This window comes from Pseudomonas sp. WS 5079 (assembly GCF_012985465.1).
Lineage (GTDB): Bacteria > Pseudomonadota > Gammaproteobacteria > Pseudomonadales > Pseudomonadaceae > Aquipseudomonas.
In genome coordinates, this window is the sequence record NZ_JAAQWN010000012.1 from 1 (window position 1) to 17,014 (window position 17,014).

At 62.1% G+C, this 17,014-nt stretch carries 15 protein-coding genes; all 15 read left to right on the forward strand.

Annotated elements, in window-relative coordinates; translation table 11 throughout:
* Window positions 1–601: 601 nt before the first annotated feature.
* The 15 genes from HBO05_RS25225 to HBO05_RS25295 all read left to right on the forward strand — a co-directional run bounded on the left by HBO05_RS25225 (window position 602) and on the right by HBO05_RS25295 (window position 16,955).
* Window positions 602–1,312 (forward strand): tellurite resistance TerB family protein, encoded by a 711-nt coding sequence (locus HBO05_RS25225; RefSeq protein WP_169955695.1) that lies wholly within the window; start codon window positions 602–604, stop codon window positions 1,310–1,312.
* Window positions 1,313–1,459: 147 nt separating this feature from the next.
* Window positions 1,460–3,082: a methyl-accepting chemotaxis protein gene (locus HBO05_RS25230; protein ID WP_172314531.1), complete on the forward strand. Its 1,623-nt coding sequence runs from the start codon at window positions 1,460–1,462 to the stop codon at window positions 3,080–3,082.
* Window positions 3,082–3,606, forward strand: coding sequence for a chemotaxis protein CheW (locus HBO05_RS25235; RefSeq protein WP_170042948.1), 525 nt, complete (start codon window positions 3,082–3,084; stop codon window positions 3,604–3,606). Before HBO05_RS25230 ends, HBO05_RS25235 begins: the two co-directional genes overlap by 1 nt.
* The gene (locus tag HBO05_RS25240) at window positions 3,603–4,868 is read left to right on the forward strand and encodes a CheR family methyltransferase (protein WP_172314532.1); all 1,266 of its coding nucleotides are present in this window, start codon (window positions 3,603–3,605) and stop codon (window positions 4,866–4,868) included. Before HBO05_RS25235 ends, HBO05_RS25240 begins: the two co-directional genes overlap by 4 nt.
* On the forward strand, window positions 4,865–5,563 hold the full coding sequence (locus HBO05_RS25245) for a chemotaxis protein CheW (RefSeq protein ID WP_169955699.1): 699 nt from the start codon (window positions 4,865–4,867) through the stop codon (window positions 5,561–5,563). The genes HBO05_RS25240 and HBO05_RS25245 overlap by 4 nt, the downstream gene beginning before the upstream one ends.
* Window positions 5,560–7,857 carry a hybrid sensor histidine kinase/response regulator gene (locus tag HBO05_RS25250; protein ID WP_172314533.1) on the forward strand — a complete coding sequence of 766 codons (2,298 nt, stop codon included), beginning with the start codon at window positions 5,560–5,562 and terminating at the stop codon, window positions 7,855–7,857. The genes HBO05_RS25245 and HBO05_RS25250 overlap by 4 nt, the downstream gene beginning before the upstream one ends.
* Entirely contained in the window at window positions 7,854–8,864 is a 1,011-nt protein-coding gene (locus tag HBO05_RS25255) for a chemotaxis response regulator protein-glutamate methylesterase (protein WP_169955701.1), read from the forward strand. The genes HBO05_RS25250 and HBO05_RS25255 overlap by 4 nt, the downstream gene beginning before the upstream one ends.
* A 51-nt stretch (window positions 8,865–8,915) precedes the next feature.
* On the forward strand, window positions 8,916–9,917 hold the full coding sequence (locus HBO05_RS25260; protein ID WP_169865341.1) for a diguanylate cyclase: 1,002 nt from the start codon (window positions 8,916–8,918) through the stop codon (window positions 9,915–9,917).
* A gap of 235 nt (window positions 9,918–10,152) precedes the next feature.
* Window positions 10,153–11,248, forward strand: a protein-coding gene (gene prfB, locus HBO05_RS25265; protein WP_104911704.1) for a peptide chain release factor 2 whose coding sequence is annotated in 2 segments (ribosomal slippage) — window positions 10,153–10,224 and window positions 10,226–11,248 — 1,095 coding nt in all. Because the reading frame shifts where the segments join, the coding sequence is not laid out codon by codon here.
* 110 nt (window positions 11,249–11,358) lie between these two features.
* Window positions 11,359–12,858 (forward strand): lysine--tRNA ligase, encoded by a 1,500-nt coding sequence (lysS, locus tag HBO05_RS25270; protein ID WP_170042944.1) that lies wholly within the window; start codon window positions 11,359–11,361, stop codon window positions 12,856–12,858.
* A 108-nt stretch (window positions 12,859–12,966) separates the two neighbouring features.
* Window positions 12,967–13,683, forward strand: a complete 717-nt coding sequence (locus HBO05_RS25275) for a TetR family transcriptional regulator (protein WP_029300174.1) — start codon at window positions 12,967–12,969, stop codon at window positions 13,681–13,683.
* A gap of 43 nt (window positions 13,684–13,726) precedes the next feature.
* Window positions 13,727–14,275: a hypothetical protein gene (locus tag HBO05_RS25280; protein ID WP_170042943.1), complete on the forward strand. Its 549-nt coding sequence runs from the start codon at window positions 13,727–13,729 to the stop codon at window positions 14,273–14,275.
* A 21-nt stretch (window positions 14,276–14,296) separates the two neighbouring features.
* Window positions 14,297–15,574 (forward strand): flavohemoglobin expression-modulating QEGLA motif protein, encoded by a 1,278-nt coding sequence (locus tag HBO05_RS25285; RefSeq protein WP_169955704.1) that lies wholly within the window; start codon window positions 14,297–14,299, stop codon window positions 15,572–15,574.
* 143 nt (window positions 15,575–15,717) lie between these two features.
* The gene (locus HBO05_RS25290; RefSeq protein ID WP_172314534.1) at window positions 15,718–16,632 is read left to right on the forward strand and encodes an alpha/beta hydrolase; all 915 of its coding nucleotides are present in this window, start codon (window positions 15,718–15,720) and stop codon (window positions 16,630–16,632) included.
* The gene (locus tag HBO05_RS25295) at window positions 16,629–16,955 is read left to right on the forward strand and encodes a hypothetical protein (RefSeq protein WP_032858203.1); all 327 of its coding nucleotides are present in this window, start codon (window positions 16,629–16,631) and stop codon (window positions 16,953–16,955) included. The genes HBO05_RS25290 and HBO05_RS25295 overlap by 4 nt, the downstream gene beginning before the upstream one ends.
* The last annotated feature ends 59 nt before the right edge of the window (window positions 16,956–17,014 follow it).

The following is a 17,014-nucleotide window of genomic DNA, read 5'->3' on the forward strand; positions in this document are numbered from 1 at the left end:
CATGGCCGTGTCGCGGCTACCCCGGCATCCATGCCGGGGTGCCCACTGCGCAATACCTGCCTGCGGCCATCGTGGTTTAACGGGGCGCCTGAGATCAAAAGCCAGATCAAAAACAGAGCAACAGCAACAGCAGAGATAGAGCGCGAAGCTGCATTCCCCTGTAGGAGCGGGCTTGCCCGCGATGGCGGTGTATCAGTCGATGAATCTGTTGGCAGACCTGCCGTCATCGCGGGCAAGCCCGCTCCTACAGGGGTACGCGCACGCTTCGATAACCAGGTCGGCTGTCAGGCCGCCTCGCTTTGCTTTAGATCTGAGGCGGCCCCCCAAATCAATGTCGGATGACGGGCACACCGAGCCTGGGCGAGGTGCCGAGTGGTGGGGCAGGAGCCCTTTTGGTTACTTTTGGGGCTCTTTTCCAAAAGTGACCCGCTGTAAGAGCGGAACCAATAGCGGCCCAGACCGCAGCAATGGATATACACACCGACCCAAAACCATCGCAGTTGAGTTACATCTGGAAGCACTCTATATCCAGGAATATTGGCACTTAGTTTTACGCTGACGGCCTATTAAACCTATGAACCCAAGTCTCTGGAGGCTATGAATGAATACCCGTGGATTGCTTGATCAGTTGCTCAAGTCCGGCCAGGACATGTTGCAAAACAAGGCTGGCGGTCAACGTAAAGGTGATGACAAAGGCGCCCTGGGCGGCCTGCTCGGCGGTGGCGGGCTCGGCAGCCTGCTGGGCGGCGCAGGTGGTGGGGCGTTGGCGGCCGGGGCCATGGGCCTGCTGCTGGGCAACAAAAAAGCCCGCAACTTTGGCGGTAAAGCCCTCACTTATGGCGGCCTCGCAGCGCTCGGCGTGATCGCCTACAAGGCCTACGGCAACTGGCAGGCACAACAGGCCGGTGCGCCCAAAGGCGAGCCGCAGACCCTCGACCGCCTGCCACCGGCCCAGGTCGAACTGCATAGCCAGGCCATTCTCAAGGCGTTGGTAGCCGCCGCCAAGGCCGATGGCCATGTCGATGAGCGCGAGCGCGCCTTGATCGAAGGCGAGTTCGTCAAGCTGGACAACGACCAGGAGCTGCAACACTGGCTGCATGCCGAGCTCAACAAACCCCTGGACCCCAGCGATGTAGCGCGCGCCGCCAGCACCCCGGAAATGGCCGCCGAAATGTACATCGCCAGCGTCATGCTGGTGGACGAGGAAAACTTCATGGAGAAGTCCTACCTCGACGAACTGGCCCGCCAGCTCAAGCTGGAGCCGGGCCTGAAGACCGAGCTGGAAAAACAGGTGCGCCAAGCCACGCTCTGACCCGCCCGGTACAGAAAAACACCCCGCCGCCATCCAGGTTGCGGGGTGTTTTTGTATTCCTTGAGACTTGGCCCACAACCCATTGATAAATGATGGCACGGCCTCAGCTATACTCCCCGGCATTTGATCGGCCCTCGAGGAAATACTGTGAAGAACTGGACCTTGCGCCAACGCATATTGGCGAGCTTTGCGGTCATTATCGCCATCATGCTGCTGATGGTTGTGGTCTCGTACTCACGGTTGCTGAAGATCGAAACGAGCGAAAACTCGGTACGCGACGACGCCGTACCGGGGGTGTTTTTCAGCTCGATGATCCGCAGCGCCTGGGTCGACAGCTACCTGCAGACCCAGGAACTGATCGGGCTGCGTGAGCACCAGGGCATTTCCGACGCCGATAAGCAGGATTACAAGGCATTCGAGGCGCGGCTGGAGCAGCATATGGCCAGTTACGCCAATACGATCAATATCGACCAGGATCGTACCGAGTTCGACACCTTCGAAGCCCTGCACCAGAAGTACAACCAGGTGCTGGCCCAGGTCCTGGAACTGCACCAGGCCAACAAGGAAGCCGAGGCAGTCAAAATGTTCGACGAGCAACTGACCCCGGCCTGGACCGCAGGGCGCATGAAGCTCAATGACATCATCAACGAGAACAAGCAGGTGGCCGATAAAGCCACTGCGGCCATCGATGACGCCGTAGCTGCCGCGAAAATCAGTATGGGCGTGTCGCTGCTCCTCGCGATCCTTGCCGCCGGCCTGTGCGGGCTGCTGCTGATGCGCGCGATCATGGCGCCGATGAAACGCATCGTCGACATCCTCGAAACCATGCGCACCGGTGATTTGAGCAAGCGCCTGAACCTGGAGCGCAAGGACGAGTTCGGCGCCGTCGAGACCGGCTTCAACGACATGATGACCGAGCTGACCGCCCTGGTCTCCCAGGCCCAGCGTTCGTCGGTGCAGGTCACCACCTCGGTGACCGAGATTGCCGCCACCTCCAAGCAGCAACAGGCCACTGCCACCGAAACGGCGGCCACCACCACCGAAATCGGTGCGACCTCGCGGGAAATTGCCGCCACGTCCAAGGACCTGGTGCGCACCATGACCGAAGTGTCCACCGCCGCCGACCAGGCCTCGGTGGCCGCCGGTTCCGGCCAGCAGGGCCTGGCCCGCATGGAAGAAACCATGCACTCGGTGATGGGCGCCGCGGACCTGGTCAACGCCAAGCTGGCGATCCTCAACGAAAAGGCCGGCAACATCAACCAAGTGGTGGTGACCATCGTCAAGGTGGCCGACCAGACCAACCTGCTGTCCCTCAACGCCGCCATCGAGGCCGAGAAGGCCGGTGAATACGGGCGCGGCTTTGCCGTGGTCGCCACTGAAGTGCGGCGCCTGGCCGACCAGACTGCCGTGGCCACCTACGATATCGAGCAGATGGTGCGCGAGATCCAATCGGCGGTATCGGCCGGTGTGATGGGCATGGACAAGTTCTCCGAAGAGGTCCGGCGCGGCATGTTCGAAGTGCAGCAAGTGGGCGAGCAACTGTCGCAGATCATCCATCAGGTGCAGGCCCTGGCGCCGCGCGTGCTGATGGTCAACGAGGGCATGCAGGCCCAGGCCACCGGTGCCGAGCAGATCAACCATGCCTTGGTGCAGTTGGGCGATGCCAGCAGCCAGACCGTGGAGTCCCTGCGCCAGGCCAGCTTTGCCATTGATGAATTGAGCCAGGTTGCGGTGGGTCTGCGCAGCGGCGTGTCGCGTTTTAAAGTCTGATGAGTGATCCAGCGGCTAAACGCGGCGCGGTGACGGCAGCCAGAAAAGCCTTGTTCCTGGTATTTCATATCGGCAGCGAGCGCTACGCCCTCAAGGCCACGGAAGTGGCTGAGGTGTTGCCGCGCCTGCCGCTCAAGCCCATCGCCCATGCGCCGGTGTGGGTCGCCGGGATTTTCGCCCATCGCGCCAACATGGTGCCGGTGATCGACCTCAGTGCCCTGACCTTTGGTACACCGGCCCAAGCCCGTACCAGCACGCGGCTGGTACTGGTCAACTATCGCCCAGAGGCGTGGCTGGAGCCGCGCTGGCTGGGGCTGATCCTCGAACAGGCGACTGACACCCTGCGCTGCGATCCGGCGGATTTCCAACCCTACGGCCTGGACAATCGCCAGGCGCCGTATCTGGGCCCGGTGCGCGAAGACGAACGGGGCCTGACACAGTGGATTGGCGTCGCCGACCTGCTCACCGCCGAGGTCCGCGCCTTGCTGTTTGCCCCCGACCTGACTGTTGGGGAGGCGGGATGAGCAGTGACCAACGCTTTTTCGACTTCCTCAAGGAGCGTATCGGCCTGGATGTCGCCTCGGTGGGCGAAGCGATTATCGAGCGCGCCGTGCGCCAGCGCAGCCAGGCATTGCAGGGGCTGAGCGCCGATCAATACTGGCAGCGCCTGCAAACCAGCAGCGAAGAACAACAGGCGTTGATCGAAGCGGTCATCGTCCCCGAGACCTGGTTTTTCCGTTACCCCGAATCCTTCGCCACCCTGGCGCGGCTGGCCGTCACGCGACTGGGCGAGATCAAGCACATGCGCGCCCTGCGTATCCTCAGCCTGCCGTGCTCCACTGGCGAGGAGCCCTATTCCATCGCCATGGCCCTGCTCGATGCGGGCCTTTCGCCCCACCAGTTCAAGGTGCAGGGTATGGACGTCAGCCCGCTGTCGGTGGAACGGGCGCGGCGTGGGGTGTATGGCAAGAATTCCTTTCGTGGCCAGGACATCGAGTTTCGTGAGCGGCATTTCAGCGCCGAAGATGACGGCTACCGCGTCGCTGATCGGGTGCGTGAACAGGTGCGCCTGCAAGTGGGCAACCTGCTGGACCCGCAGTTGCTGGCCAACGAGCCGACCTATGACTTTGTGTTTTGCCGCAACCTGTTGATCTATTTCGACCAGCCGACCCAGAAGCAAGTGTTTGAAGTGCTCAAGGGCCTGACCCATATCGACGGTGTGCTGTTTATCGGCCCGGCCGAAGGCAGCCTGCTGGGGCGCCTGGGCATGCGTTCGATTGGAGTGCCGCAGTCGTTTGCCTTCAGTCGTCATGCCCAAACCACACCCGAACCGGTCTTCGCCCCGACACCGCCTCCGGTGCCCCAGCGCAGCGCAGCGCCGATTGCGAGTAAACCCCGGCCATTCAGTGCATTCGCCACGCCGGTGCTGCCGACCAAGCCGGCACCCGTGCACTCGGATGCGGCGCAGCTGCTCGGGCAGATCGCAACCCTGGCCAATGAAGGCAAAAGCCTTGAGGCCCGTGCGGCCTGCGAGCGCTACCTGCAAAACCATCCACCGGCGGCCCAGGTGTTCTATTGGCTGGGCCTGCTCAGCGATGTAGCGGGTAGCGCCCTGGAAGCCCAGGGGTATTATCGAAAAGCCTTGTACCTGGAGCCCCAGCATCCGCAGGCCTTGATGCACCTGGCCGCGCTGCTGGAATCCCAGGGCGATACGGCGGGGGCGCGGCGCTTGCAAGCCCGTGCTGCCCGTAGCGAGCGAGCCGCCGACAGTGAGCCTAAACGATGAGTAGCTCCGCACTCCCGGACACCGACCTGGACCTGACGGTGGCCGATACCCAGGCCATCGACGATTGCTGGAACCGCATCGGGATCCATGGCGATAAATCCTGCCCGTTGCTGGCCGAGCACATCCACTGCCGCAACTGTGCAGTGTATTCCGCTGCCGCCACCCGCCTGCTTGATCGTTATGCCTTGCAGCAGGAAGACCATCGGCATGCCGCCGCCGCGCAGGCGGACGATGAGGTGGCCACCCGGTCGTTGCTGATGTTCCGCCTGGGCGAGGAGTGGATGGGCATCGCCACCCGTTGCCTGGTGGAAGTGGCGCCGCTGCAGCCGATCCATTCCTTGCCCCACCAGCGCTCGCGGGCGCTGCTCGGGGTCGCCAATGTGCGCGGCGCGCTGGTGGCCTGCCTGTCCCTGGTGGAACTGCTCGGGCTCGACAGCACGGGCGGCGGCCCCAGCGGCGGGCGGATCATGCCGCGCATGTTGATCATCGCCGCGCAGGACGGCCCGGTGGTGGTGCCGGTGGATGAAGTGGATGGCATTCATGCCATCGATGAGCGCACCCTCAAAGCGGCGTCTGCGTCCGGCACCCAGGCCAGTGCGCGCTACACCCAGGGTGTGTTGCAGTTCAAGGGCCGCAGCCTGCGCTGGCTGGACGAGGCGCAATTGCTGTCTGCCGTGACCCGGAGCCTGTCATGACCCCCGACCAGATGCGCGACGCCTCGCTGCTGGAACTGTTCAGCCTGGAAGCCGATGCCCAGACCCAGGTCCTGAGTGCCGGCTTGCTGGCCCTGGAGCGCAACCCGACCCAGGCCGACCAGCTCGAAGCCTGCATGCGCGCGGCGCATTCGCTCAAGGGCGCGGCGCGGATTGTCGGGGTCGACGCTGGCGTCAGCGTGGCCCACGTGATGGAAGACTGCCTGGTCAGCGCCCAGGAAAGCCGGTTGTACCTGCAACCCGAACATATCGACGCGTTGTTGCAGGGCACCGACCTGCTGATGCGCATCGCCACACCGGGCAACAGCGTGGGCCCGGCCGATATCCAGGCGTATGTGGCGCTGATGGAGCGCTTGCTGGATCCGTCGCAACCCACGGCCAAAGTGGTTGCACCGCCGCCTGTGACTGCGCCGCCTGCGCAGCCGTTGCCGCCCCTTGAAGAGTCGCTGCTATTGCCCCCGGAACCGGAGGCCGCGCCGCCCGTCAGCAGTGATACGCCGCGCCAGAACAAACGCATGACCGAAGGCGGCGATCGCGTGTTGCGGGTCACGGCCGAGCGCTTGAACAGCCTGTTGGACCTGTCCAGCAAATCCCTGGTGGAAACCCAGCGGCTCAAGCCGTACCTGTCCAGCCTGCAACGCCTCAAGCGCATCCAGAGCAACGGCGCCCGGGCCCTGGACAACCTCGACGGCCAGCTCAAGACGGTCGACCTGAACCTCGAAGCCCAGGAAGCCCTGGCCGATGCCCGCCGCCTGTTGAGCGAAGCGCAGTTGCTGCTGGCGGAAAAGACCGCCGAGCTCGATGAGTTCGGCTGGCAGGCCGGGCAACGTGCCCAGGTGCTATATGACACGGCGCTGGCGTGCCGCATGCGCCCGTTTGCCGATGTGCTGGCGGGGCAGGCGCGCATGGTGCGTGACCTGGGCCGCAGCCTGGGCAAGCAGGTACGCCTGGAAATCGAAGGCGAGAAGACCCAGGTCGACCGCGATGTGCTGGAAAAACTCGAGGCGCCGCTGACCCATTTGTTGCGCAATGCCGTCGATCACGGCATCGAAATGCCCGAGCAGCGCCTGCTGGCGGGCAAGCCGGCCGAGGGCCTGATCCGCCTGCGCGCTTCGCACCAGGCTGGCCTGCTGGTGCTGGAGTTGAGCGATGACGGCAACGGCGTCGATCTGGAGCGCCTGCGCGGCAGTATTGTCGAGCGCAATCTGTCGCCGCTGGAAACCGCCTTGCGCCTGAGCGAAGAGGAATTGCTGACCTTCCTGTTCCTGCCGGGCTTCAGCCTGCGCGACAAGGTGACCGAAGTCTCCGGGCGCGGCGTCGGCCTGGATGCGGTGCAGCACATGGTCCGCCAACTGCGTGGTGCGGTGGTGCTGGAACAGACGGCGGGGCAGGGCAGCCGCTTCCATCTGGAAGTGCCGCTGACCTTGTCGGTGGTGCGCAGCCTGGTGGTGGAAGTTGGCGAAGAAGCCTATGCCTTTCCCCTGGCCCACATCGAACGCATGTGCGACCTGGAACCTGACGAAATCGTACAGTTGGAAGGCCGCCAGCATTTCTGGCACGAAGGCCGGCATGTCGGCCTGGTCGCGGCCAGCCAGCTATTGCAGCGCCCGCCCGGGCAGGCCAACCAGGACACCCTCAAGGTCGTGGTGATCCGCGAGCGCGATGCGGTGTACGGGATTGCCGTGGAGCGCTTTATCGGCGAACGCACCCTGGTGGTGTTGCCGCTGGATGATCGCCTGGGCAAGGTGCAGGATATTTCTGCCGGCGCGCTGCTGGACGACGGCTCGGTGGTGCTGATCGTCGATGTCGAGGACATGCTGCGTTCGGTGGACAAGCTGCTCAATACCGGTCGCCTGGAGCGCATTGCCCGCCGCGCGCAGCAAACCGTGGAGGCTGCACGCAAGCGCATTCTGGTGGTGGACGACTCACTGACCGTGCGCGAACTGCAGCGCAAGCTATTACTTAATCGTGGATATGACGTGGCGGTCGCCGTCGATGGCATGGATGGCTGGAATGCTCTGCGTTCCGAAGACTTCGACCTGCTGATCACTGACATTGATATGCCTCGCATGGACGGTATTGAATTGGTCACACTTTTGCGCCGAGACACTCGCCTGCAGTCGCTGCCGGTGATGGTGGTGTCCTACAAGGATCGCGAAGAAGACCGGCGTCGCGGCCTGGATGCCGGCGCCGACTATTACCTGGCCAAGGCCAGTTTCCATGACGATGCCCTGCTCGATGCAGTGGTAGAACTGATTGGAGGCGCCCGGGCATGAAGATCGCCATCGTCAATGACATGCCCCTGGCGGTCGAGGCCTTGCGCCGGGCCTTGAGCTTCGAGCCGGCCCACGAAGTGGTGTGGGTGGCCACCAATGGCCTGGAAGCGGTGCAGCGCTGCGCCGAGCTGACGCCGGACCTGATCCTGATGGACTTGATCATGCCGGTGATGGATGGCGTCGAGGCGACCCGGCAGATCATGGCCGAGACGCCATGCGCTATCGTTATCGTCACCGTGGATCGCCAGCAGAATGTCAGCCGCGTGTTCGAAGCCATGGGCCATGGCGCCCTGGACGTGGTGGACACCCCGGCCCTGGGGGTTGGCGATGCCAAGGAGGCGGCCGCGCCCCTGTTGCGCAAGATCCTCAATATCGGCTGGCTGATCGGCCAGCGCGGCAGCCGGGTGCGCGCTGAACCTGTGCATCCGCGAGGGACGGGCAAGCGCCAGAGCCTGGTGGCGATCGGCTCTTCGGCCGGTGGCCCGGCGGCGCTGGAAACCCTGCTCAAGGGCTTGCCTCGGGACTTTGCCGCAGCCATTGTGCTGGTGCAGCATGTGGACCAGGTGTTCGCCGCCGGCATGGCCGAGTGGCTGAGCAGCGCCTCGGGCCTGCCGGTGCGCCTGGCGCGTGAAGGGGAGCCGCCGCAAAGCGGCGTGGTGTTGCTGGCCGGCACCAATCATCATATCCGGCTGCTGAAAAACGGCACGCTGGCCTACACGGCGGAGCCCGTGAACGAGATTTATCGGCCGTCCATCGACGTGTTTTTCGAGAGCGTCGCCAGCCATTGGAACGGCGATGCCGTCGGCGTCTTGCTGACCGGCATGGGACGCGACGGAGCCCAGGGACTCAAATTGATGCGTCAGCAGGGCTATCTGACCATCGCTCAGGATCAGCAGAGCTGTGCGGTTTACGGCATGCCCAAAGCGGCAGCGGCGATTGATGCCGCTGTTGAGATTCGCCCATTGGACAGAATTGCGCCACGATTGCTGGAGGTATTCGCAAAATGACCGATATAACTCGCTGTCCTGGCCTGCACGTAGTAATTCAGGTGACCGCAAATGAATGATTTACAGCTCGACGACTTCAAGACCGACGAAAACGCCGCCATGGTGTTGCTGGTGGACGACCAGGCGATGATCGGCGAAGCCGTGCGGCGCGGTCTGGCCCATGAGGACAATATCGACTTCCACTTCTGTGCCGACCCCCACCAGGCCATCTCCCAGGCGATCCGCATCAAGCCGACGGTGATTCTCCAGGACCTGGTCATGCCCGGGCTGGACGGCCTGACCCTGGTGCGTGAATACCGTAACCATCCGGCGACCCAGAACATCCCGATCATTGTGCTTTCGACCAAGGAAGACCCGCTGATCAAGAGCGCCGCGTTTGCCGCCGGGGCCAATGACTACCTGGTGAAACTGCCGGACAACATCGAGCTGGTGGCGCGGATCCGCTACCACTCGCGCTCCTACATGACCCTGCTGCAGCGGGACGCGGCCTACCGTGCGCTGCGGGTCAGCCAGCAACAACTGCTGGACACCAACCTGGTGCTGCAACGCCTGATGAATTCCGACGGCTTGACCGGGTTGTCCAACCGCCGGCACTTCGACGAATACCTGGAGCTGGAATGGCGACGCGCCATGCGTGACCAGACCCAGTTGTCGTTGCTGATGATCGACGTGGACTTCTTCAAGACCTACAACGACAGCTTTGGCCACCTGGAAGGGGACGAAGCATTGCGCAAGGTGGCGGCGAGCATTCGCGACGCCAGCAGCCGTCCTTCGGACCTGCCGGCGCGCTACGGGGGCGAAGAGTTTGCCCTGGTGCTGCCCAATACCTCGCCGGGTGGTGCGCGGCTGGTGGCCGAGAAACTGCGGCAGGCCGTTGCCGCGCTGAAAATCCCGCACATCGCACCCTCTGAAGGGGCGAGCCTGACCATCAGCATTGGTCTTGCGACCATGACGCCACTGCTGGGGACCGATTGCCGGCAATTGATCTCGGCAGCGGACAAGGGGTTGTACCTGGCCAAGCACAATGGGCGCAACCAGGTGGGGATCGAATAGCCTGCGAACACCGCCAACCCAATGTAGGAGCTGGCTTGCCTGCGATGGCGTCTCCTCGGTCTACTTGATACACCTAGTCGTCTGTATCGCAGGCAAGCCAGCTCCTACATTTGATCTTTATCGGGCTGTAGATATCACACAAACCCAGCCTTTTCGGCCAAGCGGACTGCCGTTTCCAGCCTTTTGCCGTTATACTCGCCGGCTTTCAAAAGTTCGCCAACGAGTGCTGCCCGCCATGGAAATCAACCCGATCCTGAACACCATCAAGGACCTGTCCGAGCGCTCCGAAACTATTCGGGGGTATCTTTGACTACGATCAAAAGCATGAGCGTCTGACCGAAGTCAATCGCGAGCTTGAAGATCCGGCTGTCTGGAACAAACCTGAATACGCCCAGGAACTGGGCCGCGAGCGCGCTGCGCTGGCGCAGATCGTCGACACCCTCGACGAATTGAACACCGGTCTGGGCGACTGCCGCGACCTGCTGGACATGGCCGTCGAAGAAAACGACGAAGGCGCAGTGGGCGATGTCGTCGCCGAGCTGGCCCGTCTCGAGGACAACCTCGCCAAACTCGAATTCCGCCGCATGTTCAGCCACGAGATGGACCCGAACAACGCCTACCTGGATATCCAGGCCGGTTCCGGCGGCACCGAAGCCCAGGACTGGGCCAACATCCTGCTGCGCATGTACCTGCGCTGGGCTGACAAACGCGGTTTCGAAGCAACCATCATGGAACTGTCCGCCGGTGAAGTTGCCGGTATCAAGGGCGCGACCGTGCATATCAAGGGTGAATACGCCTTTGGCTGGTTGCGTACCGAGATCGGCGTACACCGCCTGGTGCGCAAGAGCCCGTTCGACTCCGGCAACCGTCGCCACACTTCGTTCTCTGCGGTTTTCGTCTCCCCCGAGATCGACGACAAGGTGGAAATCGAGATCAACCCGGCCGACCTGCGCATCGACACCTACCGCTCCTCCGGTGCCGGTGGCCAGCACGTAAACACCACCGACTCGGCCGTACGTATCACCCACGTACCGACCAACACCGTGGTCAGTTGCCAGAACGAACGTTCCCAGCACGCGAACAAGGACACCGCCATGAAAATGCTGCGGGCCAAGTTGTACGAGCAGGAAATGCAGAAGCGCAACGCCGCTTCCCAGGCACTGGAAGACACCAAGTCGGATATCGGCTGGGGCCACCAGATCCGTTCGTATGTGCTTGATGCGTCGCGGATCAAGGATCTGCGCACTAACATCGAACGCAGCGACTGCGACAAGGTACTCGACGGCGATATCGACGAATATCTGGAAGCCAGCCTGAAATCAGGCCTGTAATACATGCAACGCGGGATTGGCTGACACTCCTCGATCCCTGTGGGAGCGGGCTTGCCCGCGATCCCCAGCCGCAGGCTGGGGACAACGAACCAGATGGAATATTTAAAGACATGAGCGACCAACAACTCGATCAGGCCCTGCAACAGGAAGAAAACTCCTTGATCGCCCTGCGCAAGGAAAAGCTTGCTGCCGAGCGTGCCAAGGGTAACGCCTTCCCCAACGACTTCCGCCGCGAAAACTACTGCGATGCCTTGCAGAAGCAATACGCGGACAAGACCAAGGAAGAGCTGGCAGAAGCTGCGATCCCGGTCAAGGTGGCAGGTCGCATCATGCTCAACCGTGGCTCGTTCATGGTGATCCAGGACATGACCGGGCGCATCCAGGTCTACGTCAACCGCAAGACCCTCTCGGAAGAAACCCTGGCCTCGGTGAAAACCTGGGACATGGGCGACATCATTGCCGCCGAAGGCACCCTGGCCCGTTCCGGCAAGGGCGACCTGTACGTCGAAATGACCAACGTGCGCCTGCTGACCAAGTCGCTGCGCCCGCTGCCAGACAAGCACCACGGCCTGACCGACACCGAGCAGCGCTATCGCCAGCGCTACGTCGACCTGATCGTCAACGAAGAAGTGCGCCAGACGTTCCGCGTGCGCTCGCAAGTGATCGCCCACATCCGCAGCTTCCTGATGGCCCGTGACTTCCTCGAAGTCGAGACGCCGATGCTGCAGACCATTCCGGGCGGCGCGGCAGCCAAGCCGTTCGAAACCCACCACAATGCCCTGGACATGGAAATGTTCCTGCGTATCGCGCCAGAGCTGTACCTCAAGCGCCTGGTGGTCGGTGGTTTTGAAAAGGTGTTCGAGATCAACCGCAACTTCCGTAACGAAGGTGTCTCGACCCGTCACAACCCAGAATTCACCATGTTGGAGTTCTACCAGGCCTACGCCGACTACGAAGACAACATGGACCTGACCGAAGAACTGTTCCGCGAGCTGGCGCAACTGGTTCTCGGGACTACCGACGTGCCGTACGGCGACAAGGTGTTCCACTTCGGCGAGCCGTTCGTGCGCCTGTCGGTGTTCGATTCGATCCTCAAGTACAACCCCGAGCTGACCGCTGACGACCTGAACGACATCGACAAGGCTCGCGCCATTGCCAAGAAAGCCGGGGCCAAGGTCCTGGGCTTCGAAGGCCTGGGCAAGCTGCAGGTGATGATTTTCGAAGAACTGGTGGAGCACAAGCTGGAACAGCCGCACTTCATTACCCAGTACCCGTTCGAAGTGTCGCCGCTGGCCCGTCGCAACGACGACAACCCGAACGTCACCGACCGTTTCGAGCTGTTTATCGGTGGTCGCGAAATCGCCAACGCCTACTCCGAGCTTAACGACGCGGAAGACCAGGCCGAGCGTTTCATGGCCCAGGTGGCCGACAAGGACGCCGGTGACGACGAAGCCATGCACTACGACGCCGACTTTGTGCGGGCGCTGGAGTACGGCATGCCGCCAACGGCCGGTGAAGGTATCGGTATCGACCGCCTAGTGATGTTGTTGACCAACTCACCGTCGATCCGCGATGTCATCTTGTTCCCGCACATGCGGCCGCAAGCGTAACCTTAGCGAATCCCGAAGCCGCCTTTTATAAGGCGGCTTTTTTGTGTGGCCTGTACTAACGTCAAGCGTACGGCGCCAGACTTTTGTTGAGTGAGAGGACGATCTTTCGTGAAGCGCGTAATGGCTCAAGAAGGCGCCGCTGGCATCGCTGCCGCCGTGGCTGAAAGTGTTCAGTACCAGGGCCGCAAGGCCAGTCGCCAGGGCAGCGAACAGCGTCGCCAGGATATTCTCGACGCGGCCATGCGCATTGTCGTGCGCGATGGCGTGCGGGCGGTGCGCCATCGGGCGGTGGCGGCGGAGGCCGGTGTGCCGCTGTCGGCCACCACCTACTATTTCAAGGATATCGACGACCTGCTCACCGACACCTTTGCCCAGTATGTGGAGCGCAGTGCGGCGTTCATGGGCAAGTTGTGGGTGCGTAACGAAGGTTTGCTGCGCGAGATGGTGGCCTACGGTGATGGCAGTGCCGAGTCGCGCTCGCAACTGGCCGATGATATTGCGCGGCTGACTGCCGATTACGTCCTGCGCCAACTGCTCAACCGGCGTGAGTACCTGATGGCCGAACAGGCCTTTCGCCAGGAAGCCTTGTTGAACCCGCGCCTGGGCGAACTGGTACGTTCTCACCAGCAGATTTTGTTGCAGGGCACTTGCCAGTTTTTCCAGGTGCTGGGCTCCCGCGAGCCGCAACAGGATGCCAAAGTGTTGACGGCGATTATCAGTCGGATGGAATATCAGGGCCTGCTGTTCGAGCCCGAGGCCCTGACTGGCGAAGAAATGCTCGAGATTCTCAAGCGTTACATGCACCTGGTACTGGCCTCGGTCTAGTCATGTGGAGGCCAGGCTGCCCAAAACAGCTGTGGAGTGATGGATGAAAACCTGGCGTGTGTTAGTGACCGCGATGGTGTCGCTGCTCCTGAGCGGCTGCCTGGTGACCTTCAAGGAGCCCCTGCCGGCCAGCGAGGCCGCACCTGACGCGCTGCTGGGCAAGTGGGCCAGCAGGAACGCCTGGGGCGAACCGCTCGACCTGCAGATCAGCCGGGTGGGCCAGCATCGCTACAAGGCAGTGAGCACCTCGCAGACCCAGCCGATCAAGCGCGACGAGTATTTGTTCAGTGTGTCCCGCCACGGCAACCGCTGGTACCTGTCGGCGCCGCTGCCAAACAAGCTGGGCGGGCACTTTATCCTCGCCGGGTTTGAATTGAATGAGGCCCGCGAACTGGTGGTCTACAACCTCGATCCCGAGGCGATCAACCAGGCCATCACGCACAAAACCCTGAGTGGCAGCAGTGTCGAGACCGTCGAAGGGGACGGGACATTGATCGACAGCCCCATGAGCCAGGTCTTGGCTTACCTGGATGATCCGGCCAACGCCGATGTGTTTGTCGAAGCCGTACGCTATAAACATGTGGGCAAATAACGTTTAAAGAGGAAGCACCGGGTGGACGATTACCAGCAGACGATACGCACCTTGTCCGATCGCATTGTGCTGGCGCAAACACCGATTCGCGTCCTCGACGCCGTGAAGTGGGACGACAACATTCGCAAGGGCTTCCTCCAGGGCAAGGGCAAGCACATGCCGGCCGTGGACCGCGACTATTACCTGAACCGGCCATTGTCGTTCGATTCCAGCAAGGTGAAGCTGGAGTTCCAGAACATTGAGCGTGATATCACTCGCCAATTGGGCCAGTTCAACCCGGTCGGGCAGATCATGCGGCGTATGTGCAAGGAATACCGCATGGTGGTGCGCATGCTCGAAGCCCGTGGCACCGAGGATTTCGGCCTGATTTCCCAGGAACTCTACGGCGCGGCCTCCGATGCATTCCATGCCGGCGACCCGACCCTGGCCGACCTGGGCCTGATGCTCTCCGATTACCTGAACAATATCGACGGCCGTGGCGATCTCAAGGACGAAGCCAAGACCCTGACTGCCAAGGACGCCGTCAGCCTGCTGCAAAGCCGCCTGAACAAGGTGTTTGGCGAGGCCGAGGAAACCATCCGCGTATTTGAGTCCGATGGCATCGTCGCCGACGCGGCGGCGGGTGCCGACTACATCAAGATCCGCACCGATGCGATGTTCAACGAGCGCGATGTGCGGGCCCTGGAAGTCCACGAAGGGCTGGTCCATGTGGGCACCACCCTCAACGGCCAGAACCAGCCGATCTGCACCTTCCTGTCCAAGGGCCCACCGTCGTCGACCGTGACCCAGGAGGGCCTGGCGATCCTGATGGAGATCATCACCTTCGCCTCCTACCCCAGCCGCCTGCGCAAACTGACCAACCGCACCCGCGCGATCCATATGGTGGAAGAGGGCGCCGATTTCCTGCAGGTGTTCGAGTTCTTCCGCGAGCAGGGCTTTGAAATGGCCGAGAGCTACGGCAACGCCAGCCGCGTGTTTCGCGGCTCGACGCCGACGGGCCTGCCGTTTACCAAGGATCTGTCCTACCTCAAGGGCTTTATCATGGTCTACAACTACATCCAGCTGGCCGTGCGCAAGGGCAAGCTGGAGCAGGTGCCGCTGTTGTTCTGCGGCAAGACCACCCTGGAAGACATGCGCACCTTGCGCCAATTGGTGGACGAAGGCCTGGTGGTGCCGCCCAAGTACTTGCCGGAGCAGTTTCGCGATATGAACGCGTTGTCGGCGTGGATGTGCTTCTCCAACTTCCTCAATCACCTGAGCCTGGACCGGATCGAGGCGGACTACTCCAATATCCTCTGACCAAATCCCATCAACTGTAGGAGCTGGCTTGCCTGCGATCGCGGTCTGTCAGCCACCGGTGGAGTAACTGACAGCCAGCTCCCACAGTTAGTCTTCATTGATTATCAGGGTTGTGTCCCCACCCATTTACGAGGTTTCAACGGATGAGACTGCTCGGCATTCTATGCCTGCTCCTGACCCTCAACGGCTGCAGCTCGCTGCTGTTCTACCCCGAGCCTGGGCTGCCATTTACCCCGCAACAGGCGCGCCTGGAATACCGTGACGTCACCCTGACCACCGCCGATGGCCTCAAGCTGCGCGCCTGGTGGCTGCCGGCCAAGGCCGGTGTGCCGCTCAAGGGCACGGTGCTGCATTTGCACGGCAACGGGGGCAACCTGTCCGGGCACCTGGGGGGAAGTTGGTGGCTGCCGGCCCAGGGTTATCAAGTGCTGATGCTGGACTATCGCGGCTATGGCGTGTCCGAAGGCAAACCTTCGCTGCCGGCCATCTACCAGGACCTGGATGCGGCTTTCCAGTGGCTTGACCAGGCCCCCGAGACCCAGGGCCAGCCGCTAGTGGTGCTCGGCCAGAGCCTGGGCGGGGCATTGGCAGTGCATTACCTGGCGGCACATCCCGAGCGCCAGCCCCGGCTCAAGGCGCTGGTGTTGGATGGCGTGCCCGCCAGTTATCGTGATGTAGGGCAATTCGCCCTGAGCACTTCCTGGCTAACATGGCCGTTTCAGGTGCCGTTGTCGTGGCTGGTGCCGGACGCCGACAGCGCGATCCACGGCATGCCGCAGCTGACCGGCGTGCCGAAACTGCTGTTCCACAGTCTGGATGATCCGATCGTGCCGCTTTCCAACGGCATCCGTCTGTATCAAGCTGCGCCGCCGCCAAGGGTGCTGCAATTGACCCGCGGTGGGCATGTGCAGACTTTTGCCGACATGACCTGGCAAACCGTGATGCTGCGTTATCTTGACGACCCGCAGCATTTCAATGGCCTGCGCCGCCTGGGGGAAATCCCCAATTACCCGGCGGCCGCCACTCCTAAAGTTGAATCATCAGAGAGCCCGCAATGAGCGAAGAACGCAACATGATCCCCCTGATCCTCACCGGTATCGGCACCATCATCGGCACCGTTGGCTGTCTGTGGTACTACGGCTACCTGCACTTCGCCAAGCCCGAGGACGCGTTGCTGCTCAGTGATTTCACCATGCTCAAGACGGTGCCCGGCGAGGACTATAAAGTCTCCCTGACCCCGGCTCCCCAGGTGGCGCAGTGCGTCGACGGTGTGCTGGTGCTGTTTGATACCGAGCAGAAAGGGTTGACCGGTGTACTGGTGAATAACAAGAAGCAGGCGGTGCGTTGCATGGGCCAGGAAACCCCGCAATTGCAGGAGTAAGCACGCTGGTAGTTTTTGGAACCATATTTTGTGTGAAGCCACTGATTGGGTTGTCAGCA

Excerpts from the sequence above, each read along its gene's own strand:
- HBO05_RS25225 (WP_169955695.1), top strand. The coding sequence starts at position 602 with ATGAATACCCGTGGATTGCTTGATCAGTTGCTCAAGTCCGGCCAGGAC.
- HBO05_RS25235 (WP_170042948.1), top strand. The coding sequence starts at position 3,082 with ATGAGTGATCCAGCGGCTAAACGCGGCGCGGTGACGGCAGCCAGAAAA.
- HBO05_RS25240 (WP_172314532.1), top strand. The coding sequence starts at position 3,603 with ATGAGCAGTGACCAACGCTTTTTCGACTTCCTCAAGGAGCGTATCGGC.
- HBO05_RS25245 (WP_169955699.1), top strand. The coding sequence starts at position 4,865 with ATGAGTAGCTCCGCACTCCCGGACACCGACCTGGACCTGACGGTGGCC.
- HBO05_RS25250 (WP_172314533.1), top strand. The coding sequence starts at position 5,560 with ATGACCCCCGACCAGATGCGCGACGCCTCGCTGCTGGAACTGTTCAGC.
- HBO05_RS25255 (WP_169955701.1), top strand. The coding sequence starts at position 7,854 with ATGAAGATCGCCATCGTCAATGACATGCCCCTGGCGGTCGAGGCCTTG.
- HBO05_RS25260 (WP_169865341.1), top strand. The coding sequence starts at position 8,916 with ATGAATGATTTACAGCTCGACGACTTCAAGACCGACGAAAACGCCGCC.
- lysS (WP_170042944.1), top strand. The coding sequence starts at position 11,359 with ATGAGCGACCAACAACTCGATCAGGCCCTGCAACAGGAAGAAAACTCC.
- HBO05_RS25280 (WP_170042943.1), top strand. The coding sequence starts at position 13,727 with ATGAAAACCTGGCGTGTGTTAGTGACCGCGATGGTGTCGCTGCTCCTG.
- HBO05_RS25290 (WP_172314534.1), top strand. The coding sequence starts at position 15,718 with ATGAGACTGCTCGGCATTCTATGCCTGCTCCTGACCCTCAACGGCTGC.
- HBO05_RS25295 (WP_032858203.1), top strand. The coding sequence starts at position 16,629 with ATGAGCGAAGAACGCAACATGATCCCCCTGATCCTCACCGGTATCGGC.